The organism is Micromonospora sp. NPDC004551 (assembly GCF_040609975.1).
Taxonomy (GTDB): Bacteria; Actinomycetota; Actinomycetes; order Mycobacteriales; family Micromonosporaceae; genus Micromonospora.
Map to the genome: position 1 here is coordinate 56,978 of NZ_JBEXLM010000001.1, position 22,276 is coordinate 79,253.

23 protein-coding genes are annotated in these 22,276 nt (G+C 72.7%); 18 read left to right on the forward strand and 5 right to left on the reverse strand.

What is annotated here, in order from left to right:
* The first annotated feature begins 39 nt into the window (after positions 1 to 39).
* From clpB to ABZW14_RS00365, 14 genes are all read left to right on the forward strand, one after another.
* Positions 40 to 2,631 (forward strand): ATP-dependent chaperone ClpB, encoded by a 2,592-nt coding sequence (clpB, locus tag ABZW14_RS00300; RefSeq protein ID WP_355337387.1) that lies wholly within the window; start codon positions 40 to 42, stop codon positions 2,629 to 2,631.
* 108 nt (positions 2,632 to 2,739) lie between these two features.
* A complete protein-coding gene (locus ABZW14_RS00305; RefSeq protein ID WP_355337390.1) occupies positions 2,740 to 3,117 on the forward strand; it encodes a hypothetical protein in 378 nt (125 codons plus the stop codon).
* Positions 3,118 to 3,210: 93 nt separating this feature from the next.
* On the forward strand, positions 3,211 to 3,843 hold the full coding sequence (locus ABZW14_RS00310) for a DUF4178 domain-containing protein (protein WP_355337393.1): 633 nt from the start codon (positions 3,211 to 3,213) through the stop codon (positions 3,841 to 3,843).
* A gap of 3 nt (positions 3,844 to 3,846) precedes the next feature.
* Positions 3,847 to 4,338 carry a DUF2617 family protein gene (locus ABZW14_RS00315; protein ID WP_355337396.1) on the forward strand — a complete coding sequence of 164 codons (492 nt, stop codon included), beginning with the start codon at positions 3,847 to 3,849 and terminating at the stop codon, positions 4,336 to 4,338.
* Positions 4,335 to 4,763 carry a DUF4247 domain-containing protein gene (locus tag ABZW14_RS00320; protein WP_355337399.1) on the forward strand — a complete coding sequence of 143 codons (429 nt, stop codon included), beginning with the start codon at positions 4,335 to 4,337 and terminating at the stop codon, positions 4,761 to 4,763. Before ABZW14_RS00315 ends, ABZW14_RS00320 begins: the two co-directional genes overlap by 4 nt.
* Before the next feature lie 28 nt (positions 4,764 to 4,791).
* A complete protein-coding gene (locus tag ABZW14_RS00325; protein ID WP_355337402.1) occupies positions 4,792 to 5,214 on the forward strand; it encodes a DUF350 domain-containing protein in 423 nt (140 codons plus the stop codon).
* Positions 5,214 to 5,993, forward strand: coding sequence for a hypothetical protein (locus tag ABZW14_RS00330; protein WP_355337405.1), 780 nt, complete (start codon positions 5,214 to 5,216; stop codon positions 5,991 to 5,993). Before ABZW14_RS00325 ends, ABZW14_RS00330 begins: the two co-directional genes overlap by 1 nt.
* A complete protein-coding gene (locus ABZW14_RS00335; protein WP_355337407.1) occupies positions 5,990 to 7,558 on the forward strand; it encodes a polyamine aminopropyltransferase in 1,569 nt (522 codons plus the stop codon). Before ABZW14_RS00330 ends, ABZW14_RS00335 begins: the two co-directional genes overlap by 4 nt.
* Positions 7,559 to 7,568: 10 nt before the next feature.
* Positions 7,569 to 8,600 carry a hypothetical protein gene (locus ABZW14_RS00340; RefSeq protein WP_355337409.1) on the forward strand — a complete coding sequence of 344 codons (1,032 nt, stop codon included), beginning with the start codon at positions 7,569 to 7,571 and terminating at the stop codon, positions 8,598 to 8,600.
* Between the two features lie 86 nt (positions 8,601 to 8,686).
* Entirely contained in the window at positions 8,687 to 9,445 is a 759-nt protein-coding gene (locus ABZW14_RS00345) for a hypothetical protein (protein ID WP_355337412.1), read from the forward strand.
* A 72-nt stretch (positions 9,446 to 9,517) separates the two neighbouring features.
* Complete coding sequence (locus ABZW14_RS00350; RefSeq protein WP_355337415.1) at positions 9,518 to 10,225, forward strand: hypothetical protein; 708 nt, start codon at positions 9,518 to 9,520, stop codon at positions 10,223 to 10,225.
* Positions 10,222 to 11,031, forward strand: a complete 810-nt coding sequence (locus tag ABZW14_RS00355) for an SDR family oxidoreductase (RefSeq protein ID WP_355337418.1) — start codon at positions 10,222 to 10,224, stop codon at positions 11,029 to 11,031. The genes ABZW14_RS00350 and ABZW14_RS00355 overlap by 4 nt, the downstream gene beginning before the upstream one ends.
* Positions 11,032 to 11,197: 166 nt before the next feature.
* On the forward strand, positions 11,198 to 11,737 hold the full coding sequence (gene pyrE / locus ABZW14_RS00360; RefSeq protein ID WP_154229399.1) for an orotate phosphoribosyltransferase: 540 nt from the start codon (positions 11,198 to 11,200) through the stop codon (positions 11,735 to 11,737).
* 57 nt (positions 11,738 to 11,794) lie between these two features.
* A complete protein-coding gene (locus ABZW14_RS00365) occupies positions 11,795 to 12,172 on the forward strand; it encodes a metalloregulator ArsR/SmtB family transcription factor (RefSeq protein ID WP_076468717.1) in 378 nt (125 codons plus the stop codon).
* A 181-nt stretch (positions 12,173 to 12,353) separates the two neighbouring features.
* Here the strand turns inward: ABZW14_RS00365 and ABZW14_RS00370 are convergent, their stop codons facing one another.
* On the reverse strand, positions 12,354 to 13,073 hold the full coding sequence (locus ABZW14_RS00370) for a VTT domain-containing protein (RefSeq protein ID WP_355339317.1): 720 nt from the start codon (positions 13,071 to 13,073) through the stop codon (positions 12,354 to 12,356).
* Between the two features lie 261 nt (positions 13,074 to 13,334).
* Between ABZW14_RS00370 and ABZW14_RS00375 the strand changes: the two genes are divergently transcribed.
* Complete coding sequence (locus ABZW14_RS00375) at positions 13,335 to 13,853, forward strand: hypothetical protein (protein WP_355337423.1); 519 nt, start codon at positions 13,335 to 13,337, stop codon at positions 13,851 to 13,853.
* Positions 13,854 to 13,960: 107 nt separating this feature from the next.
* Here ABZW14_RS00375 and ABZW14_RS00380 read toward each other — a convergent pair whose 3' ends face one another.
* From ABZW14_RS00380 to ABZW14_RS00390, 3 genes are all read right to left on the reverse strand, one after another.
* Positions 13,961 to 16,477 carry a polynucleotide kinase-phosphatase gene (locus tag ABZW14_RS00380; RefSeq protein ID WP_355337426.1) on the reverse strand — a complete coding sequence of 839 codons (2,517 nt, stop codon included), beginning with the start codon at positions 16,475 to 16,477 and terminating at the stop codon, positions 13,961 to 13,963.
* A complete protein-coding gene (locus tag ABZW14_RS00385; protein ID WP_355337429.1) occupies positions 16,474 to 17,922 on the reverse strand; it encodes a 3' terminal RNA ribose 2'-O-methyltransferase Hen1 in 1,449 nt (482 codons plus the stop codon). Before ABZW14_RS00385 ends, ABZW14_RS00380 begins: the two co-directional genes overlap by 4 nt.
* A gap of 168 nt (positions 17,923 to 18,090) precedes the next feature.
* Positions 18,091 to 19,665, reverse strand: a complete 1,575-nt coding sequence (locus ABZW14_RS00390; RefSeq protein ID WP_355337432.1) for an LPXTG cell wall anchor domain-containing protein — start codon at positions 19,663 to 19,665, stop codon at positions 18,091 to 18,093.
* 178 nt (positions 19,666 to 19,843) lie between these two features.
* Between ABZW14_RS00390 and ABZW14_RS00395 the strand changes: the two genes are divergently transcribed.
* Both ABZW14_RS00395 and ABZW14_RS00400 read left to right on the forward strand, forming a co-directional pair.
* Positions 19,844 to 20,326 carry a SigE family RNA polymerase sigma factor gene (locus tag ABZW14_RS00395; RefSeq protein WP_355337435.1) on the forward strand — a complete coding sequence of 161 codons (483 nt, stop codon included), beginning with the start codon at positions 19,844 to 19,846 and terminating at the stop codon, positions 20,324 to 20,326.
* Positions 20,326 to 21,381 (forward strand): LCP family protein, encoded by a 1,056-nt coding sequence (locus ABZW14_RS00400; RefSeq protein ID WP_355337438.1) that lies wholly within the window; start codon positions 20,326 to 20,328, stop codon positions 21,379 to 21,381. The genes ABZW14_RS00395 and ABZW14_RS00400 overlap by 1 nt, the downstream gene beginning before the upstream one ends.
* A 36-nt stretch (positions 21,382 to 21,417) precedes the next feature.
* Here the strand turns inward: ABZW14_RS00400 and ABZW14_RS00405 are convergent, their stop codons facing one another.
* Positions 21,418 to 21,630: a hypothetical protein gene (locus ABZW14_RS00405; protein WP_154230684.1), complete on the reverse strand. Its 213-nt coding sequence runs from the start codon at positions 21,628 to 21,630 to the stop codon at positions 21,418 to 21,420.
* Positions 21,631 to 21,768: 138 nt separating this feature from the next.
* Between ABZW14_RS00405 and ABZW14_RS00410 the strand changes: the two genes are divergently transcribed.
* Complete coding sequence (locus ABZW14_RS00410; RefSeq protein WP_355337441.1) at positions 21,769 to 22,152, forward strand: phage holin family protein; 384 nt, start codon at positions 21,769 to 21,771, stop codon at positions 22,150 to 22,152.
* Positions 22,153 to 22,276: the final 124 nt, after the last annotated feature.

Below are 22,276 nucleotides of genomic sequence, written 5' to 3' on the forward strand. Positions count from 1 at the left end.
TGTGTCCTTTCCAGTGGACACGCCGATCCGGGGGAGCCCATGAACACGGAACGACTCACCACCAAGAGCCGCGAGACCATCACCGGTGCCGTCGCGCTGGCGAACCAGCGCGGTCACGCCACCGTGGAGCCCTGGCACCTGCTGCTGTCGCTGCTCGACACCGAGGGTTCGACCGCCGCCGGCCTGCTGCGCGCCGTCGGGGCCGACCCCGCCGAGCTGCGCCGGGTCGCCCAGCGCTCGGTCGACGCCCTGCCCGCGGCCCGCGGCTCCAGCATCGCCGAGCCCACCCTGGCCCGGGAGTTCGTCAACGCCATCGGCGCCGCCGAGCAGATCGCCCGGCCGCTGGGCGACGAGTACACGTCCACCGAGCACCTGCTGGCCGGTCTGGCCCGGGTCGGTGGCGCGGTCTCCGTCGCGCTGAAGAACTCCGGCGCCACCGAGGAGAACCTGGTCGCCGCCTTCCCGACCGTGCGCGGCGGGGACCGGCGGGTCACCACGGCCGACCCGGAGCAGACCTACCAGGCCCTCGCGAAGTACGGCGTCGACCTGACCGCGAGCGCCCGCGAGGGGAAGATCGACCCGGTCATCGGCCGCGACTCGGAGATCCGCCGGGTGATCCAGGTGCTGTCCCGGCGTACCAAGAACAACCCGGTGCTGATCGGCGAGCCGGGCGTCGGCAAGACCGCGATCGTCGAGGGCCTGGCCCAGCGGATCGTCGCCGGTGACGTGCCGGAGTCGCTGCGGGACAAGAAGCTCGTCTCGCTCGACCTCGGCGCCATGGTGGCCGGCGCGCAGTACCGCGGCCAGTTCGAGGAGCGGCTCAAGTCGGTGCTGGAGGAGATCAAGAACTCCGACGGCCAGGTCATCACCTTCCTCGACGAGCTGCACACCGTGGTCGGCGCAGGCAAGGGCGAGGGCTCGATGGACGCCGGCAACATGCTCAAGCCGATGCTGGCCCGCGGCGAGCTGCGGATGGTGGGCGCCACCACGCTGGACGAGTACCGCGAGCACATCGAGAAGGATCCGGCGCTGGAGCGCCGTTTCCAGCCGGTGCTGGTCGGCGAGCCGACCATCGAGGACACCATCGGCATCCTGCGCGGCCTGAAGGAGCGCTACGAGGTGCACCACGGCGTCCGGATCACCGACGCCGCGCTGGTGGCCGCCGCCGCCCTCTCCGACCGCTACATCACCGACCGGTTCCTGCCGGACAAGGCCATCGACCTGGTCGACGAGTCCGCCTCGCGGCTCCGGATGGAGATCGACTCCCGTCCGGTCGAGGTGGACGAGATCGAGCGGGCGGTGCGCCGGCTGGAGATCGAGGAGATGGCGCTGGCCAAGGAGCCGGACGCCGCCTCCGCCGAGCGGCTGGCCCGGCTGCGCAAGGAACTGGCCGACAAGCGCGAGCAGCTCACCGCGCTCTCCGAGCGCTGGCAGCTGGAGAAGAGCCACATCACCAAGCTCTCGACCGCCAAGGAGGAGCTGGAGCGGCTGGGTGGTGAGGCCGAGCGGGCCGAGCGCGACGGCGAGCTGGAGCGCGCCGCCGAGCTGCGCTACGGCCGGATCCCCGCCCTCCAGGCCGAGCTGAAGCAGGCCGAGGAGGAGCTGGCCCGGCTCCAGGCCGACGGCGCGATGCTGAAGGAGGAGGTCGGCGCGGACGACATCGCCGCCGTTGTCGCCTCCTGGACCGGCATCCCGGCCGGCCGGCTGCTGGAGGGCGAGACCGCCAAGCTGCTCCGGATGGAGGAGACGCTGGGCTCCCGGGTCGTGGGCCAGGCCGAGGCGGTCACCTCGGTGTCCGACGCGGTCCGCCGCGCCCGGGCCGGCGTGGCCGACCCGGACCGCCCGACCGGCAGCTTCCTCTTCCTCGGCCCGACCGGTGTCGGCAAGACCGAGCTGGCCAAGGCGCTCGCCGAGTTCCTCTTCGACGACGAGCGGGCCATGGTCCGCATCGACATGAGCGAGTACGGCGAGAAGCACTCGGTGGCCCGCCTGGTCGGCGCCCCGCCCGGTTACGTCGGCTACGAGGAGGGCGGCCAGCTCACCGAGGCGGTGCGCCGCCGGCCGTACTCGGTGATCCTGCTGGACGAGGTGGAGAAGGCCCACCCGGACGTCTTCGACGTGCTGCTCCAGGTGCTCGACGACGGCCGGCTCACCGACGGTCAGGGCCGCACGGTCGACTTCCGCAACGCGATCCTGATCCTCACCTCGAACCTGGGGTCGTCGGTGATCAGCGACCTGACGCTGGCCGAGGAGCAGCGCCGGGAGGGTGTCCTCGCGGTGGTCCGGTCGCACTTCAAGCCGGAGTTCCTCAACCGCCTCGACGACATCGTGGTGTTCGCCGCCCTCCAGGGCGAGGACCTGCGGGCGATCGTCGACATCCAGCTCGACCGGATGCGACGCCGTCTTGCGGACCGCCGGTTGTCGCTGGACATCAGCGACGCCGCCCGGGTGTGGCTGGCCGAGCACGGGTACGACCCGATCTACGGCGCCCGCCCGCTGCGCCGCCTGGTGCAGTCGGCGATCGGCGACCAGCTCGCGAAGGCCCTCCTGGCCGGCCAGATCCGCGACGGCGACACGGTGAAGGTCGACCTCGCCGACACGAAGGACGCCCTGACGGTGACGGCCGCCTGAGCCCGCACTGCGACGATCAAGGAGTTTGCGTCGGCTGAGGCACATCGGCCGACGCAAACTTCTTGGTCAAGAGGGTCGATGGTGGCCGGCCGGGGAAACAGTGGGGGCATGTTGGGGATCGGGAAGAACGACCGGGAGTTGGACGCGGCCGTCGAGGAGCTTCGGCGGGCGGACACCCTCGCCTTCGGCGGGGTGGGGATCGCGGGGCAGATCCTGCCGGCGACCGAGGCGTACCGGCACGTGGAGCGGGCCCTGCGGGAGCATCCGGAGGCGGCCCGGAAGAAGGTCGACCGGCTGCTGAAGCACGGTTCGCCGGCCGGAAAGGCGTACGCGGCCACGCTCCTGGACACCGTCGACCCGGCGGCCGGCCGGGCGGCCTGGGAACGCCTGCGCGACGACGACGGCGAGTTCACCACGTTCAGTGGCTGCCTCATGGATCACGCCACCCTGCGCGAGTACGCCGCCGAACGCCTCGCCGGCGCCTGACCGTAGCTGAGTTCTCACTCAGCGAACGGCACTTCAGCGCGCGTGCGCGGGGTTGTTACCGTCTCCGCCGATGGACCTTGGGGGGAGACGGCCGTGAACGGTTCACTGGCGTACGTGGTGACCACGTTGGGCTGCCTGGTCGGGGTGGCCGGCGTCGTGATCGCCGTGATCGCCCTGCGCAGGGCGCGGTCGGCACCACGTCCGAAGGCCGCCCCCGGCGACCCGTTCCGGGACCGTGACGCCGACGCGCTGCGCGGCGACCCCCGCGCGCTCAAGCCCGGCGACATCGTGGAGATCCGCCAGGTGCCCTACACCGTGCGCGGCTCGGTGCACCTGGTCGAGGGCGGCTGGAGCTGGGCGGAGCACCTGCTCGACGACGCCGGCGGGGTGAAGCGCTGGCTCTCCGTCGAGTCGGAGCCGGACCTGGAGCTGGTGCTCTGGACCAGCGAGCCGTCGGCCACCGTCACTCCGGGCGCGCCGACGCTGGAGATCGCCGGTCGCCGTTACAACTGGGACGAGTCCGGCCAGGCCCGGTTCACCGCCACCGAGGGCACCGGCCTCGACCCGCGCGGCACCATGCGCTACCACGACTACCAGGCGCCCGGCGGCGCCCGGCTCTCGTTCGAGGCGTACGGCGAGGCCGGCTGGGAGGTGAACCTCGGCGAGCAGTTGCACCGCGCCGAGGTGATGATCTACCCGCAGGGCGGCCCGGAGAAGGTGGGCTAGAGCGTGCTCGTCGCCCTGGAGGCCCCGTACGTCGACACCCGCGCCGCCGACCTGAGCCTGGTCCTCGGCGGCCCCGAGCGCCCCGCCCTGCACGTGCGCGAGCTGGCCCTGCCCGGCGGGCTGCGGCTGCGGCTGCGCCTGCTCGGCGCCTCGCACCAGGTGGTCTGCGGCGATCTCACCGAGACGGTCGCCTGCCTGCCCGGCCGCCCCCCGCACCTGCCGGACACCCTGCACGACGAGACCGCCGGCTACCGGTTCACCGCCACGGTGCTCCGGCCGGCGGGCGACGGCCTGCGCACGCGGGTCGCCGCACTCCGCGCCGACCTGGCCGACGACCCGTACGCGCTGGTCGGGGTCTTCCCCGGTGACGAGGACGCGATCACCGCGCTCGCCGTCCGCCCCGAGCCGCCGGACGGCTCGGTGGCCTGGCGCACCTGGCACGCGTATCCGCAGACCAATGAGCTGGTCCTGACCGAGACGGTGGTATCGCTGTGACGTACCGACGGTGGTTCGTGGTGGGGGTGGCGTTCGCCGTCATCGGTGCCGTGGTCGCCGCCTTCGCGATCTTCTACGGCAACTTCTCCCCCCGGGGTTACGTCGAGGACCGCTACACCCGGGCGGCCAGCCAGGACCTCGGCTCGGACGCGATCGCGTACACGTCGAACCGGTCGCCGAGCCAGGTGTCCAAGGAGATCACCGACGCCTGGCAGCCGGCCGACCAGTACGTCGACGGCAGCGGGGTCTACCTGCGCTACGACGACGACTCGGTGGTGATCCTGCCGCTCGCCGCCGCCGGTTCGGTGATCCTGCTGGAGCGGATGACCACCGCCTATCCCCGTTACCACTCCCGCGTGGGCAGCCACTGGGGCTGGGGGCGGGGCAGCACGGTCCGCGGCGGCGGGCCCGGCTCCGGCAAGTGACCTGACCCGACGAATCCTGGAGTCCCCTGTGCAGACCCTGTTCACCGATCTGCTCGTCACGCTCGCCTACGGCGTGGTCGGCGTCGCCCTGATGGCCGTCGGCTACGTGCTGGTCGACGTCGCCACCCCCGGCAAGCTGCACGAGCTGATCTGGGCGGAGCGCAACCGCAACGCCGCGCTGCTGCTCGCCTCGAACCTGGCCGGCGTCGGCATCATCGTGGTCGCCGCGATCGCCGCCAGCGCGGACGACTTCGCGCTCGGCCTGGTCGGCGCGGCCGCGTACGGGATCCTCGGGCTGGTCATCATGGCCGCGTCGTTCCTGCTGCTGGACATGGCCACCCCCGGCAAGCTCGGTGAGATCCTGGTCGACCCGGAGCCGCACCCCGCGGTCTGGGTCTCCGCCGTCGTGCACCTGGCGACCGGCGCGATCATCGCCGCCGCGATCAGCTGATGACACCCGGCAAGCGGGCGGCCAAGAGGAAGACCGCCTGGGTCGCCTGGCTGACCGTCGGCCTGATCGTCGCCGGCTGTGTCGCCGTGGGCGTGCTCAACACCGACGGGGACACCACCGTGCCGGCGCCGGCCGCCGACGAGCGGGCCGACAGCGTGGCGATCCTCCAGCGGACCAGCACGGAGCAGGGCCTCTGCTACGGCTGGGCGCTGGAGGACTACTACGACTACGGCGCCGCCCCGCGCAACGTCGGCTCCAACCTGGGCGACGGCATCGCCGTCGAGGAGAACCCGGCCTGCCCGCGCTGGGTACAGGTGACGGCCAACGTCGGCTACGTCTCGGACAGCAGCGAGAGCAACGACTTCGCCCGGATCGAGGTGACCGGCTCCCCGGACATCGACACGCTCGACCTCGTGCGGGTCGAGAACGGGCTGGAAAGGCTCGGGCTCACCGAGGACGTCTTCGTGGACGATCCCGGCTGGGCCGTCACCCGGGCCGCGGTCATGCTGCCGCTGCTCGCCGTCGAGGCCGGCCTGGCCGAGCCCGCCGACACCCCGGTGCCGGCGGCGGGCAGCCCGTCCCCGCTCCCCGACGCCGGCAGCGACTACCTGCGGGACCGGTGGGGCTGGCTGCTCGCCACCGTCGGGCTGCTGCTGCTCGCCGCGCTCTTCGTCACCGTCGGCGTCGTGCAGCGCGGCCGGGAGCGGCAGCGCCGGGTGGCCGTGCCCGCGCAGCGCGCCGGGGCGGGCGCCGCCGGGCGTACCCGGGAGAAGGCGTGACCGCCGACGCGCCCGCACGGCCGCCCTGGCGCCCGGCCCGCGCGGCGGTCCTGCTCGCGGTCTTCGTCTGCGCGGCCTGTGGCCTGGTCTACGAGCTGGCCCTCGTCGCGCTCGGCAGCTACCTGATCGGCGACGCGGTCGGCCAGGCGTCGATCGTGCTCGGCGTGATGGTCTTCGCGATGGGTGTCGGCGCGCTGGTCGCGAAGCCGTTCCAGTCCCGGGCGGCGGCCGCGTTCGCCGCGATCGAGCTGACGCTGGCCCTGCTCGGCGGCCTCTCCGTGCTCGGCCTCTACGCCGCGTTCGCCTGGCTCGACCTCTACGGGCCGGCGCTGGTCGGCACCGCGTTCGTGCTGGGCCTGCTCATCGGCGCCGAGATCCCGCTGCTCATGGTGCTGCTGCAACGCATCCGCGCGCAGTCCGCCGGTAGCGCCGTGGCTGACCTCTTCGCCGCCGACTACGTCGGCGCGCTGCTCGGCGGCCTGGCCTTCCCGTTCCTGCTGATGCCGGTCTTCGGCCAGCTCAAGGGCGCCCTCGTGGTCGGCGCCGTGAACGCGGTCGCGGGCCTCGCCCTCGTCTGCACCGTCTTCCGCGCCGATCTCGGTCGCCGCGCGCGGGTCGCGCTCGGTGCCGGCGCCGCCGTGGTCGCCCTCTGCCTGGGGTACGCGTGGGTCGCCGCCCACGACTTCGAGGTGACCGCCCGGCAGCAGCTCTACCGCGACCCGGTGGTGCACGCCGAGCGCAGCCGCTACCAGGAGATCGTGCTGACCCGGTCGGTGCGGGAGATCGGGCACACCGACACCGACCTGCGGCTGTTCCTCAACGGCGACCTCCAGTTCAGCTCGATCGACGAGTACCGCTACCACGAGTCGCTCGTCCACCCCGCGATGCGCGGTCCGCACGGCAACGTGCTGGTTCTGGGCGCCGGCGACGGGCTGGCGCTGCGCGAGATCCTCAAGTACCCGGACGTGCGGCAGGTGACCCTGGTCGACCTCGACCCGGCCGTGGTGCGGCTGGCCCGTTCCGAGCCGCAGCTGCGCGAGCTCAACCACCACTCGCTCGCCGACCCCCGGGTCCGGGTGCTCAACGTCGACGCGTTCGGCTGGCTGCGCACCGCCGCGGAACGCTTCGACGTGGTCGTCGCCGACCTGCCCGACCCGGACGAGACGGCCACCGCCAAGCTCTACACGGTCGAGTTCTACGCGCTGATCCGGCCGGTGCTCGCCCCCGGCGGCCGGCTCGTCGTGCAGTCCGGCTCGCCGTACTTCGCGCCCCGGTCGTACTGGTCGATCGAGCGGTCGATCCGGGAGGCGGGCTTCGCCACCGTGCCGTACCACGTGGATGTGCCGAGCTTCGGCGACTGGGGGTTCGTGCTCGCCGCGCCCGGCGGTACGCCACCGGCGCTGGGGCTGCCCGCCGACGCGCCGCCGCTGCGCTTCCTCACCCCGTCGGTGCTCGCCGCGGCCGCTACGTTCCCGGCCGACCGGGGCCCGGTCGACGTGCCCGCCTCCACGTTGCTGCAGCCCAGGGTGCTGGAGTACGCCCGAGCGGAGTGGCGCGGCTACTAGTTTCGAAGCCATGCCCGCCCGTTCGTCCCGTTGGTCGAGACCGCCCCGGGCACTGGAGGCGCCGTCGTACCTTCAGGCGTTCGTGCTGTCCGGGGTGCTGACCGTGCTGGCCACCCGGGCGTACCTCCAGGCGACCGGCTTTCCGCAGCTCGGCGGCGGCGGGCTGCACATCGCCCACGTGCTCTGGGGTGGCCTGCTGATGACCGCGGGCCTCGGCGTGGGGCTGGTCTTCCTCGGCAGCGTGGCCCGCATCCTGGGGGCCATCCTGGGCGGGATGGGCTTCGGGCTCTTCATCGACGAGGTCGGCAAGTTCGTCACCACCGGCACGAACTACTTCTACGCCCCGGCCGCGAGCATCATCTACGTCGCGTTCGCCCTGCTGGTCGTGATCACCCAGGCGCTGCGCGGCCGGACCCGGCTGTCCGGACCGGAGCGCACGGCGAACGCCCTGTACACCGTCGTCGGCGGTCTCACCACCGGCCTCACGGCGCGGCGCCGGGCGGCTGTGCTGCGCATGGTCCAGGGTTGCGGCCCGGACGTCGAGGAGGCGGTCGTCAGGCTGCTGGACGTGGTGCCCCGCCGGGAGGCGCCCGCACCCCGGTTCTGGCACCGCTGGCTCGGCACGGCCCGCCGCGTCGCGGTGTGGGTGACCACGCACCGGTGGGTGGTGTCCCTGGTGGTGCTCTACCTGATCGGCGAGCCGTTCGTCGTGGTGGTGCGGGTGCTGCTCGACGCGATCACCGGCCATCTGCCCGACCAGCAGGAGTGGGGTGCACTGCTCGGCGTCTCGGTCTCCGCGCTGATCACCGCGGTGCTGAGCATCCGCGGCGCGCTGCTGCTGCCCAGCGACCAGACGCGGGCGTTCCGGCTGTTCAAGCTCGCGCTCCTCGTGGACCTGCTCTTCGGGCAGGTCTTCAGCTTCACGGTCAACCAGTTCAGCGCGGTCTTCGCGCTCGGCGTCGACCTCTTCCTGCTCGCCGTGGTGACCGCCGAGTACCGCCGGCTGCGCCGGGAGGCCGGAGCGGCGGACCGGACGAGCTGACCGGCGTGGGCGGCCGTCGTCGTGCCCGGCGTCGATGGGTCGGGGCCGCTACTGTGTGGGCCTGATCTAGCGAAGGAGAGAGAGTCATGACCGATTCCTCCCCGGCGCCGGGGCGCGTGCGTCCGGGCGTGGTGGCGGCGTCCTTCTACCTGTTGCTGCTCTTCGCGCTCACTCAGTTGATCGGTCTGATCGCGACCGTCTCCGTCGGCAGCAAGCTGCGCGAGGGCTTCGAGCGGGCCTTCGAGGGCACGACGACGGGCGCGCAGGACGTCGGCACGTTCGTGGTCGCGTTCACCATCGGGACCGCCGCCCTGCTGCTCGTCCTCGCGCTGGGCCTGGTCGTCCTGGGCCTGTTCAACAACCGCGGCAACAACGGCACCCGGATCACCACCTGGGTGCTGGGCGGCATTCTCATCTGCTGCCTCGGTGGCAGCCTGATCAGCGGCGCCACCGGGACCGTCGGTGGCAGCACCGGTGGCGACGGGCCCTCCGCGGAGGAGATCCGGCGCAGCCTCGACGACGCTCTGCCCTCCTGGTACGGGCCGGTGAACACGGCGCTCGGCGTGGTCGGGCTCATCTCGCTGCTGGTCGCGCTGATCCTGCTGGCGTTGCCGAAGGCCAACGAGTTCTTCCGCAAGCCGAAGCAGGGCTGGGAGCCGCCGGTCCCGGGTGCCGCCTACCCGGCGGAGCCCGGCTACCCGCAGACCCCGGGCTACCCGGCCACGCCCGGCTACCCGGGCCAGCCCGCCCCGGGACCGGCTCAGCCGGCGCCCGGGCAGCCGGGTCAGGCCGGTCCGTCGCCGGAGTCCGGGGAGCGCCGGGAGGGCGAGCCGCCGACAAGTTGACGCCCGGATAAGAGCGACGCCGACGATCCCTCCGAGTAGGTTGCAAGCCGACGCCTACCGGAGGGATCTGTCGTGTCGTACCCCCATCAGGCCCCGCCCCGCCGGCCGGGCGCGGTGGTCTCGGCGGCGGCGCTGCTGCTGCTGATGGCGGTGGGCGCCGTGGCGTACGCGGTCGCCAATCTGCTGGTCACGGCAGGCACGGTGGACCGCTTCCGGGAGGCGGCGCGGACGACCGACGCGGGCGGCGGCGAGATCGACGGGGTGGCGTCGCTGCTGCGCGCCTCCACGGTGCTCTCCGCCGTGCTCGGCGTGCTGGTCGCGCTGCTGCTGGTCGGGCTCGCGCTCGGCCTGCTCTCCGGTCGCGCCGGCGCCCGGGTGGCCACCTGGGTGGTCGCCGGGCTGGGCCTGTTCTGCGGCTGCTGCGGCCTGGCGGTGCTGGTCGGGCAGCGGACCGCCCCGCTCCGGCTCGGCGCCGACGACCGGGTGACCGCCGACCTGCTGGCCCGGGCCGGCGACGCATACCCGGACTGGTGGATTCCGGTGAACGCGGCCCTGTCGGTGGCACAGATCCTCGGGTACCTGGTGGTGGCCGCCCTGCTGACCCTGCCCTCGGCCGGCGCGTTCTTCCACCGCCGCCCGGCGACCGCGCCGACCGGGCCGACACCGCCCGCCGGGCCGACCTTCAGCCACCCCTCGCCCTGGGGGCCGCCGCCCGGCACGCATCCCTCCCCGACGCCGGCCCCGCCCGGGCCGATTCCACCCCCCGAGGACCGCCCGTGACCGACGCACCGTCCCCCGCCCCGCGCCGGGCCCTCATCACCGGCGCCAGCCTGGGCATCGGCGAGGCGTTCGCCCGCCGGCTCGCCGCCGACGGCTGGGACCTCGTCCTGGTGGCCCGGGACGCGACCCGGCTCGACGACCTGGCGGCCGAGTTGACCGGCCGGCACGGCCGGCAGGTCGAGACGATCGCCGCGGATCTGCCCACCGACGACGGCTGCGCGGCGGTGGAACGCCGGCTGGTCACCGAGCCGCCGGTGGAACTGTTGGTGAACAACGCCGGGATCAGTCTCAGCACCTCGTTCGTCCGGTCGGCCGTCGCCGACGAGACCCGGTTGGTCCGGCTCAACGTGCTGGCGGTGCTCCGGCTGACCCACGCGGCCCTGGGTCCGATGATCGAGCGAGGCCACGGGGCAGTGATAAATGTCTCTTCCGTCGCGGGCTTCGGTGTCCCCATGCCGGGATCCACCTACTCGGCCAGCAAGGCCTGGGTGACGAATTTCAGTGAATCGATCGGCCAGTCGGTGGCCCCGCTCGGCGTACGCGTGATGGCGCTCTGCCCCGGCTACACCCGCACCGGCTACCACGAGCGGGCCGGCATCGACATGTCGCGCACTCCGGCGTGGATGTGGCTGCGAACTGACGACGTGGTCGACGAAGGGCTGCGTGACCTGCGGAAAGGCAAGCTGGTCAGCGTGCCGAGCTGGAAGTACAAGCTGGCCGTGGCGGGGCTGCGGCACGCGCCGCGTCGGCTGCTGCGCGGGGCGTCCCGGGACACCCGCGGCCGGGTCGACCGGGCCGGCGGCTGACCGCGAGCCGGCCCGGCAACTGCCCCGTCGCCGGGGTCCCCGCCGGCCGACCGGGGTGGACGGTCGCACAGCGTAGTCGGCCATCACCACCCGTCGGTCGCCCGCAGGGTTGACCCGGGTGGACCCCACGCCCGCCTCCCAGACTTGCGAAGTACCCTCTATCGCCATGGGGGACCACGACGACCTGCGTAAATTCATCACTGACCTGGCTGTGGTCCACGGCCGGGTGGTGCTCTCGTCGGGTCGGGAGGCGGACTGGTACGTCGACTTGCGTCGCGTCACGCTCCATCACCGGGCGGCGCCGTTGATTGGCCGGGTGATGTGCGACCTCACCGCCGACTGGGCGTACGACGCGGTGGGCGGGCTGACTCTCGGGGCCGACCCGGTGGCCACCGCGATGCTGCACGCGTCGGCCGGGACCGACCGACCGCTGGACGCCTTCGTGGTCCGCAAGACGGGCAAGGCGCACGGCCTCCAGCGGCGGATCGAAGGGCCGGACGTCGCCGGGCGTCGCGTCCTGGCGGTCGAGGACACCTCGACCACGGGCGGCAGCGTGTTGACCGCCGTCGAGGCATTGCGCGAGGCCGGGGCCGAGGTGGTGGGTGTGGCGGTTATTGTTGATCGAGGCGCCGGCGACGCGGTGCGAGCCGCCGGACTGCCTTATCGGGCGGCCTATACGTTGGCTGACCTCGGCCTTGTGGCGTAAAAGTTTGCCGATTCGGATCTGCTGATATGCAGGCGGATCGATGCTGCTGGTGGAAGGATGGAAAACGTGGGAACTGCGTTGGCTGAAATGACCATGCCTCAGATCTCGCCGCTTGCCGGCGAGCCGATCGAACGTGCCGACGCCGAGCGGCTCGCGGGGGTCCTCAAGGCCCTCGCGGACCCCGCCCGGCTGCGGCTGCTCAGCCTGATCCAGTCGGCTCCCGAGGGGGAGGCGTGCGTGTGTGACCTCACCGCGCCGCTCGGCCTCTCGCAGCCGACGGTCAGCCACCACCTGCGCATCCTCACCGAGGCCGGCTTGCTGGAGCGGGAGAAGCGCGGTGTCTGGGCGTACTACCGGCTGGTGCCGACCGCGATCGCCACGATCGCGGATCTGCTGACCCCGCCGCGGAAGCGGGCCACCAAGAAGGCCCGCTGAATCCGGACGTGTCCGAGGTTGGTGGCCGCCTCAGCTGAGTGCGGCGACGGGTGGCGTGCCAGGGGTGGCGCCACCACCGGACGGTGACGGCTGTCCGTCATCCGTGCCACCCGCAGATCGACAGGTCGTAGTCCGAAGGCCGGCTCCCCGGGAGGGGGCCGGCCTTCGGTGTGTCCGGGGATCAGCGGCGGTGCTGGCCGCCGCGCCGGTGCTGGTCGTCGTCGCCCTCGATGGCGTCCCGGACCGCGTCCACCGCGCCCGCCGCGCTGGCCGCGGCGACCACCGCGGCCGCCTCGCCGCGCTTGCGCGCCCGGCGGTCGCGGAGGAACTCGAAGAAGATCGGCAGCACCGAGATCAGGACGATCAGCGCGACGACAGGCAGGATGTACCGGTCGATCTTGTCGCCGATCGCGTTGTAGATCTGGTCGGCCAGCAGGTAGCCGACCAGCAGGATGCCGTCCACCCAGAGGACCGCCCCGACCACGTTCCACAGGAGGAACTGCCGGGCCGGCATGCCGAGCACCCCGGCCACCGGGTTGAGGAAGGTCCGCACGATCGGGATGAACCGGGCCAGCACCACGGCCTTCGCCGGGCCGAACTTCTGGAAGTAGTACTCGGCCTTCTCCACGTACTCCCGCTTGAACAGGCGGGAGTTGGGCCGGTCGAACATCCGCTTGCCGTAGCGCGCGCCGAGCCAGTGCCCGAGCTGGGCGCCGGCGATCGCGCAGAGCGGACCGCCGATCAGCAGGCCGGCCAGCGAGAGCCGGGTGCCGGCGCCGAAGATCGCGTCGGCCACCGGCGAGGCGGCCACCCCGGCCAGGAAGAGCAGCGAGTCGCCCGGGAAGAAGAAGCCGACCAGCAGACCGGTCTCGGCGAAGAGGATCGCCCAGACGCCGATCATCCCGAAGGTGTGGATGAGGTCCTTCGGATCGAGCGGGTTCAGGGCCACGCTCTCGGAGAGCACCCGGGTCTTCTCTGCTGTGTCCACGGCCACAAAGGGTACCCGGGCCGGATCCGATCCCACGCCGGACCGTGGTCATGCCACCCGGAGCACCATGATGTCGCCGTGATGGTCCGCCGGTGGGTGGCCGGTGGCAGCCCCTGCGAGGGTCCTCGCACGCAGGGACCCGGAGCATCCGGGATCGGAACAGGGAGAACTGGCATGAGGACACGCATCCGGACCATCATCGCGACTCTGGGCGTCATGGCGGCGGCGCTGGCCGCACCGGCGCCGGCCAGCGCCGCACCCACTTCGGGCGGCATGGCACCTTCCGGTGCAGGCTACGTCTCCCTCTCCACGCTCGCCGCGAGTGGCTGTGGATCGACCTGTGACTACCGGGACCCGAACACCTTCAAGATCTACTACGACGGAACGCACTACGCGACCTGTGTCGAGGGCCGGCCCGGATACGACGAGAGGGCGATCGACGTGGACAGTGTCTGGTTCCCGGGCGGCACGATCATCCTCCGCTACAGCCCGTTCTGTCGCACCGTCTGGACCAAGAGGACCGGCAGCGTCTCGCCGACCACGACCAGCTACTACACGGGTGGTGGCAAGCGGACCGAGGCCCGGGGGGTCATCTCCGGCACGGACTGGACGCAGATGTTGAATGACGCCGGCCTGCTCGGTCAGGGCTGCGGCACCGACGGCTCGCTCAGCGGATGCACGATCAAGTACTGAGTCCGATGCCTTCGGACCACGCGGCGAGGCACGATTGCCGGCCTCGCCGCGTGGTCCTCCTTCCGGTGCCGGGTCGGAGCCGAGCCGGGGATCGACGACCGACGCGCCTAGAGCCGTGGGTCGACCGGCTCGGACTCGCAGGCGAGGATGGCGAAGACCAGCTCGTGGCGGCGCCAGAGCGGGGCGTCCTCGGCCAGCGCGTCCAGCGCGGCCAGGCCCAGCGCGTGCTCGTGCAGGGCCAGCCCGCGCTTGCGGCCCAGCGACCGCTTGCGCAGGCCGGCGAGCTGCCCCGGCCCGGTGTACCCGGGACCGTAGATGATCCGCAGATACTCCCGGCCCCGGCACTTGATCCCCGGCTGGAGCAGCGACCCCTTCGGCGAGCGGGCGGCCGGCCCGGCGTACGGCTTGACCACCATGCCCTCCCCGCCGGCCGCGGTGAGGGACAGCCACCAGTCGGTCGCCGCTGCCACGGCCGCCTCGTCGGCCAGGTCGACCACCTGCCGCCGGGTGGGGGTGAAGAACTCCGGGTCGGCGGCGCAGAGCCGGTCGGCCAGGGCCAGATGCCAGCCGTGGTCGCGGTCGGCGTAGCTCGTGCCGGCCCCGGCCAGCACCGCGAACGGCGCCAGCGTCACGCCGCGCAGCCCGTCGGTCCGCCCCACGTACGCCCGGTACGCCGCCGAGTACGCCTCGACCTCGGCTGCCCGGTCGGTCATCCGGCGGCGCAGCTCACCCACCGGTAGCCCCCGTCCGGCGGCGGCGTCCAGCGTGGCGAGCACCGCCGGCAGGGCCGCCCGCCCGGCCGCCCCGACCCCGGCGTACTGCTCGCGGATCAGCCCGCCCGCCTTCGCCGACCAGGGCAGCAGCTCGCAGTCGAGGAGCAGCCAGTCGGTGCCCAGTTCGCCCCAGAGGCCGGCCGCGGTGACCGCCGCGCGCACCCGGGCCAGCAGCTCGGAGTCCAGCGGCGGCCCGAAGAACGGCCGCCCGGTGCGGGTGTGCACCGACCCGCCGGAGAACCGCCCCGGCTCCCGCTCCACCAGCACCACGGCCCGCGAGCCCATGTGCTTCTCCTCGCAGACCACCCGGTCCACGCCGGCCGCCCGGTAGTCGGCGAACGCCTGCGCCGGGTGCTCCAGGAACCCCTCGACCGTCGAGGTCGAGCAGGGCGCCATGGTCGGCGGGAGCCAGACCAGCCGGTCCGGGTCGAGCGCGTACCGGCTCATCACCTCCAGCGCGGCGGCGGCGTTCTCGGCCGGCACGGTCAGCGTCCCGTACGCGTGTGAGAGGTGCCGGCGACCGGTCACGTCGGCCAGGTCGAGCACGCTGTCCGGCCGTGCCGGCGTCGCCGCGACGAGCGGGCGGGCCGGCGCGTACCACTCCTTGACCGCCGGGACGGAGACCAGCTCCTTCTCCGGGTAGCGCAGCGCGGTGAGCTTCCCGCCGAAGACGCAGCCGGTGTCCAGGCAGATGGTGTTGTTCACCCACTCCGGCTCCGGGGTCGGCGTGTGCCCGTAGACGACCATGGCCGAGCCGCGGTAGTCGCGTGCCCACGGGTAGCGCACCGGCAGGCCGTACTCGTCGGTCTCGCCGGTGGTCTCCCCGTAGAGGGCGAACGACCGCACCCGCCCGGACGCCCGCCCGTGGTAGGCCTCCTTGAGGCCGGCGTGCGCCACCACCAGCCGGCCGCCGTCCAGCACGTAGTGGCTGACCAGGCCGTCGATGAAGGCCGCGGTCTCCGCGACGAACTCCGCCGGCTCCGACTCCAGCTGGGCCATCGTCTCGGCCAGGCCGTGGGTGAGCCGCACGTCCCGGCCGCGCAGCTTGCGCAGCAGCTTCTGCTCGTGGTTGCCCGGCACGCAGATCGCGTGGCCGGCCGCCACCATGCCCATGACCAGGCGCAGCACCCCGGGGGAGTCCGGACCGCGGTCCACCAGGTCACCCACGAAGACCGCGGTACGCCCCGCCGGGTGCACCGCGTCCACCGGGCGGCCCGCGTCGTCGCGGTGCAGTGCGTACCCCAGCCGGAGCAGCAGCGCCTCCAGCTCCTCGCGGCAGCCGTGCACGTCACCGACGACGTCGAACGGCCCGGTCAGCTCGCGCCGGTCGTTGAACAGCTTCTCGTAGCGGATCTCGGCGGCCTCGATCTCCTCGACGCCGCGCAGCACGTGCACCTTGCGGAAGCCCTCCCGGGCGAGCCGCCCGTACGACTGCCGCAGGTCGCGCTGCATCCGGGTGAGCACCTGCCGGCCGTGCGTCCGGTCGGCCCGGGACTGCGTACGCTCCCACGCCACCGCCTCCGGCACGTCCAGCACGATCGCCACCGGCAGCACGTCGTGCTCGCGGGCCACCGCGATCAGCCCGGCCCGGGCGTGCGGCTGGAGGTTGGTCGCGTCGACCACGGTGAGCCGGCCCCGGCGCAGCCGGATCCCGGCCACGTGGTGCAGCGCGTCGAACGCGTCGCCGGAGGCGGACTGGTCGTTCTCGTCGTCGGCCACCATGCCCCGGAACGTGTCCGAGGAGAGCACCTGGTTGGGCCGGAAGTGCCGGCGGGCGAACGTCGACTTGCCGGAGCCGGAGACGCCGACCAGCGCCACCAGGGCGAGTTCGGGAATGTCCAGGACGGTCATCGGGTCGTCTCCTCCTTCCGGTTGTCGGTTTCCGTGCTGGTCAGGACGGCGAGCTGGGTCGGTGCGCCCACCTCCGGGTCGTCGTCGCCGATCCCGGCGATCGTCGCGGTGTAGCCGTGCGCCGTGGCCACGCGGTCGACCCAGGCGGCGAACTCGGCCCGGGTCCACTCGAAGCGGTGGTCGGCGTGCCGGAACCGGCCGTCCCCGAGCCCGTCGTAGCGGACGTTGTACTCGACGTTGGGCGTGGTCACCACGACGGTGCGCGGCCGGGCGTGGCCGAAGACGGCGTCCTCCAACGCCGGCAGCCGCGGCGGGTCGAGGTGCTCGACCACCTCCATGAGCACCGCCGCGTCGTAGCCGCGCAGCCGGTCGTCCCGGTAGGTCAGCGCCGACTGCCAGAGCCGGACCCGGTTCCGCTGCCGCTCCGGCAGCCGGTCCAGCCGCAGCCGCCGGGCGGCCAGGGTGAGCGCCTGGCTCGATACGTCGGTGCCGACGATCTCGGTGAACCGACGGTCGGCGACCAGCGCGGCGAGCAGCGCACCGCCCCCGCAGCCCAGGTCCAGCACCCGGGACGCACCGCTGTCGCGCAGCGCGGCCAGCACCGCCTCGCGCCGGCGTACGGCGAGCGAGGCCCGGGGCGCCTCGCCGGGCGGCTCGGTGTCGACGATGTCGTCGGCGGGCGGCTCGTCGGCGAGGCGCAGCTCGGCCAGGCGGGCCAGCGCGGTTCCGGCGAGGGCGCGCCGGTGCGCCAGGTAGCGACGGGTGATCAGACTCCGCTCCGGGTGGTCGGCCAGCCAGCCGGCGCCGGCCCGGAGCAGCTTGTCCACCTCGTCCGGGGCCACCCAGTAGTGCTTCGCGTCGTCCAGCACGGGCAGCAGCACGTAGAGGTGGTTGAGCGCGTCCGCGAGCCGCAGCGTGCCGGTCAGCGTCAGGTCGACGTAGCGGCTGTCGCCCCACTCCGGGTACGTCTCGTCGAGCGGGATCGGGGTGGCCGCCACGGCCCAGCCGAGTGGGGCGAACACCCGGCCGGCCAGGTCGGCGCCGCCCCGGCAGCGCAGCACCGGCACCCGTACCTCCAGCGGGATGGCGGTGGCGGCCAGCTCCGGGCGGTCCCGGGACTCGCCGCGCAGGGCCGAGCGGAACACCTTCGCCAGCGCCGACGAGAGCAGGCTGGACGCCGCGTACGGGCGGTCGTTCACGTACTGCCCCAGGGTGAAGCTGTCGGGTGTGGCCGCCCGCCGGCGATGGCCCCGGCCGCCGCCCAGCTTCAGCGGGTCGACCTCGACCAGCAGCGCCGCCGTGCACCGCGCCTCGTCCGCCTCGGGGTAGAGCACGTGCGCGGTGCCGGCGGGCAGGTCGAAGCTCTGCACGCGGTCCGGGTGCTTGACGAGGAGGTGGCCGAGGTCGGTGGCGGGGCGGTGGGTCGTGGTGAGGGTCAGCAGCACGGTCTTGATGTTCTCAGGGTGGTCGATTCGTTTTCGTTCTCGGTGGTCGCGGTGCCGGAAACCCTGACGTGGTCGGCCGCCGCTCTCTGGTGTGGTCTGTCGGGGTGACCCGGAAATGGCGGTGCCCCGCCGACGGGGGTCGGCGGGGCACCGCTTGCTGGTGCTCTGTCAGGCGACGAAGCGGGTCTTGCGGCGGCGGGACACCACGTAGCCGGCCGCACCGGCGGCGAGCAGCAGCGCGCCGACGCCGGCGATCAGAGCGGTGTTGGAACCGGTGATCGGCAGCGAGCCGCCGTCACCGCCGCCCTGGCCACCGCCACCCTGGCCACCCGGCGCGGCGTTCACCACGATCTTCGCGGTGTCGTTCGCCGGCTTCAGGTCGGCGTAGAAGCCACCTTCGCACTCGCACGGGACGTTGACCTTCACGGCGCCGGATGCGTTGGCGATGACCTTGTCGATCCGGAACTTGAACTCGGCGGTCAGCGTCTCGCCGGCCGGGGCGAAGGGACCCGGGTAGCACCGGTACGCGGCGGCGCCGGGCGTGCCGGCCTGGCCCCACTTGGCGTCATCACCGGTTCGCGGAGCGCAGTCGACCGGCACCTCGACGGCGGTGGTGCCGGTCGGCACCGTCACATCCATGAAGGTCACGTCGGACTCCGTGCGGAGGTGGTCCAGCGTGGCCGGGCCGTTGTTGCGGAAGCCGAGAGCGGCCGTCAGCACCGCACCCTTCTTTCCGGTGAGCGTGGCGCCGATCGCGGCCAGGTCAGCCCCGTTCTTGCCGGTGACCTCCACCGTCAAGCTGCTGAAGTTGTTGTTCGGGTCGGTGTCCGTCTGTGCCACGCGGGCACTGCGAGCAGCGGGCAACGAGGTCAATGACAGGGACTTGCTGGTACCGCGGCGAGCCACCTCGGCACCGGCATCCTCGCGAACACCGATGAGGTCCTCGAAGTCCGACGGAGTCATGAACCAGACACTGCTGAACTGGCTGCCCGGCGCGTAGGTGTCGGCGGCAAGTTCGTAGTTGAGGGTCGTGGTGCCGCCTCCGCCAACGGCGATCTTCTCGTCGAACTCACAGGCGAACAGGAAGTCCTCGACGTAGAGGCAGTTGTCGAACCGCTCCTTGGTCCGGATGCCGTAGTCGCTGTCGAACAGTGCCACGACGCCGTCGATGTCCTTGCTGCCGACGTTGCGTACCGTCACCGGGGCCTGGAACTTGCCCCCAGGTGCGGCCTTCACCGTCGTGTCCGCTCCACCCGCCAGGTCGACGCCCTCGCCGACCCGGATTCGGGACCTGGAGGTGGCGATCTCCCTGTCGGCGGCGCGAAGGTCGATCTTGAGCTCTCCCTCGTCGCCGGTCGCTGCCTTGTTGGTCGCAGCGACGACGACCTTGCCGACAAAGCCGCCGTACAGCTCGTCGATGGTGACTGGGAACGGTTCGCGGCAGACCAGGACGCCGTCGCCATCGGCCGTGCAGTCGTTGCCGGTGTCGCCGGTCAGGGTGACCTTGCCGGCAAGGCTGCGATAGTCGTAGCGGACGGTCACGTCGTTGAGCACGGCGGCCTCGTCGCTGTAGAGGCTCGCTCCCCGAACCACGCCGGGCGAGTCGGCGGCGACGGTGACGTCGGGGAAGAAGAGTTCGAACTCGGTCGCCGGGGCGGCGAAGGCGGGGGTGGCGGAGGCGGCGACGAACGCGCCTGCGACGCCCAACCCGGCGAGCCAGCGCCGGGTGGAGTTGGTGAGCATGGTTGGGGGTTCCTCCCGTGAATGATCAGGTGGAGCCCGTGGAGCTTAAAGAATCCTTAAGTCGCCGCGCTGTCCCAGTTGGCGCCGGTCCGAAGGTATTGACCGAACGGTTGATCGGCGCCGGTGCAATGTTCCGCCGGCCCGTGCCCGTCAACAGGGCGGGACACCGGGAGGTGCAGTGACGTACGAGGAGTTCGCCGACGCGCGGCTGGGCGCCCTGCTGCGGTACGCGGTCATGCTGACCGGCGATCCGCACCAGGCTCAGGACCTGGTGCAGGAGACCATGGTCCGGGTTCAGCTCAACTGGCGACGGGTCGCCCGCAGCGACGCGCCGGAGCGGTACGTGCGCCGGATGCTCACCAACCAGTTCATCGACTGGCGGCGCGGGTCGTGGGCGCGCCGGGTGCTGCTGCGCGGAGAACCGGACGAGGGGGTGCCGGCCCCGGCCGACCACGCGCAGTCCGCCGTGGACCGTGACCAGGTCTGGTCCTGGTTGTCGCGGCTGCCGCGGCGGCAGCGGGCCACGTTGGTGCTGCGCTACTACGAGGACCTGCCCGACGCGGAGATCGCGGAGATCCTCGGCTGCGCCGTCGGCACCGTCCGCTCGTGCATCTCCCGCGCCCTGGCCACCCTCCGAGCCGAGTACGTGGAGGTCTGCTGATGATCGAGGATGACCTGCGGGCCGCCTTCGCCCGGCGTGAGGAGCTGGTCCCGGCGGTCGGCCCGGTTCGAGCCGCCATCGACCGGGCCGTGGTCCGCCGCCGCCGGCGGCGGCTCCGACTCCGGCTCGCCGGCACGACGCTGGCGGTGGTGGGCGCCGCCCTGGCCGGCTTCACCGCGATCGCGCCGCGACCGCCGGAGAGCGCGAACCTGCTGGCGACGGCCTCGCCGGCACCCACGCCCACCGGGGCGCTGAACGTGCTGCTCCTCGGCCTGGACCAGACCGGCGCGGGCCGGCGCGCCGACTCCGTGCTGCTGGTGCACGTCCCGGCGGACCGCAGCCGGCTCTACCTGGTCTCCCTTCCACGCGACCTGCTGGTGCCGATCCCCGGCCGGGGGACCGGCAAGCTCAACGCGTCCTTCGCCGTCGGCGCCGGGCCGTCCGGGACGGACCTGGCCGGTGGGTACCGGGCGACCCGGCAGGTGGTCACCCAGCTCACCGGGGTACGGATCGACGCCGGCGCGGTGCTCACCTATGAGGCGACCCGCGAGCTGACCGACGCGGTCGGCGACGTGCCGGTCTGCCTGCCGGCGCCGGTGCGCTCGGTGCACACCGAGCGGCGGTTTCCGGCCGGCTGCCAGCAGCTCGACGGCACCGCGGCGGTGGACCTGCTGCGGCAGCGCTACGGCCTCCGGGACGGCGGACTGGACCGGGACCGCAACGCCGGCCGGTACGCGGCCGGACTGCTCACGCGGATCCGTGAGCAGGGGGTGCTCACCAACCCGGTGCTGCTCAACCGACTGGTCACGCAGGTCGGCTCGGGCGTGGTGACCGACACCGGGCAGACGTCCCTGCTGACGCTGATCTCCGTGGCGGGGAAGGCAGCCGCTGTCGAACCGGTCGCGGTGGGCCTGCCGATCCGTTACACGGAGCGGCAACCGTACGGATTCCGGCTCGACCCCGCCCTGGCGCCGGGTTTCCTCGACGCGCTGCGTGCGGACCGACTCGGCGAGTGGACGGCGGCGCACCCGAAGCAGGTCACCGCCCTGCGCTGAGGCGGGGCGGGGGTTCCGGCCCCCGCTCCGCGCGGCTCAGCGGTAGTCGTCCTCGTCGGCGGTGACCACCCGGGCCTGCTCCATGGCGTCCCAGTCGTCGACCTCCAGCCCTCGCTGCGGCTCGCCGTCGCCGTCGTCGGGGGTGACCGCCACGGTCTGCTCGACCGCGTCGGCCGGCTCCGCCTCCAGGTCCCGCTCCTCCGGAGCGAGGTGGTCGCTCGGGGCGAAGTCCTCGTCGGGCTGACCCATCGTCCCTCCCTGGATCTCGGTGCGGACAGTCACCACCACACCGTACGGGCTGACCCGGGTCCCCGCTCGGCGGCGGGCGGAACGGCGGAGTCGGCGATTGTCCCCTCCGTGGGGTGCACCCGGTGCCAGGATGGTGTGGTGGGCTTCCTGATCCGGCTGGCGATCACCGCGGTCGCACTGTGGATCACCACGCTGATCGTGCCCGGCGTGAAGGTGACCGGCCACAACGGTTTCAACACGGTGTTCACCCTCGTCGTGGTGGCGCTCATCTTCGGCGCGGTCAACGCCCTGCTGAAGCCGGTCATCAAGGTGGTCGGATGCGTGTTCTACCTGCTCACGCTCGGTCTGTTCGCGCTCGTGGTCAACGCCCTGCTGTTCCTGCTCACCGACTGGATCGCCCGCGGGCTGGACCTGTCGTTCCACGTCGACGGCTTCTGGGCGGCCTTCTGGGGCGCCATCGTGATGGCGGTGGTGACCTGGCTGATCAGCGTCGTGCTGCCGGACAGCCTGGACGAACGGTGAGCGGTTCCCGGGTCGGTTGTGTCCGCCGCGCGCTCCTACGGGATACTTCCCGCGATGGACAGCGCGGTCCGGCGCACCCAAGGAAGACAGCGGCCTGCACGGCCGAGAGCGGTAAGTAAGGAGC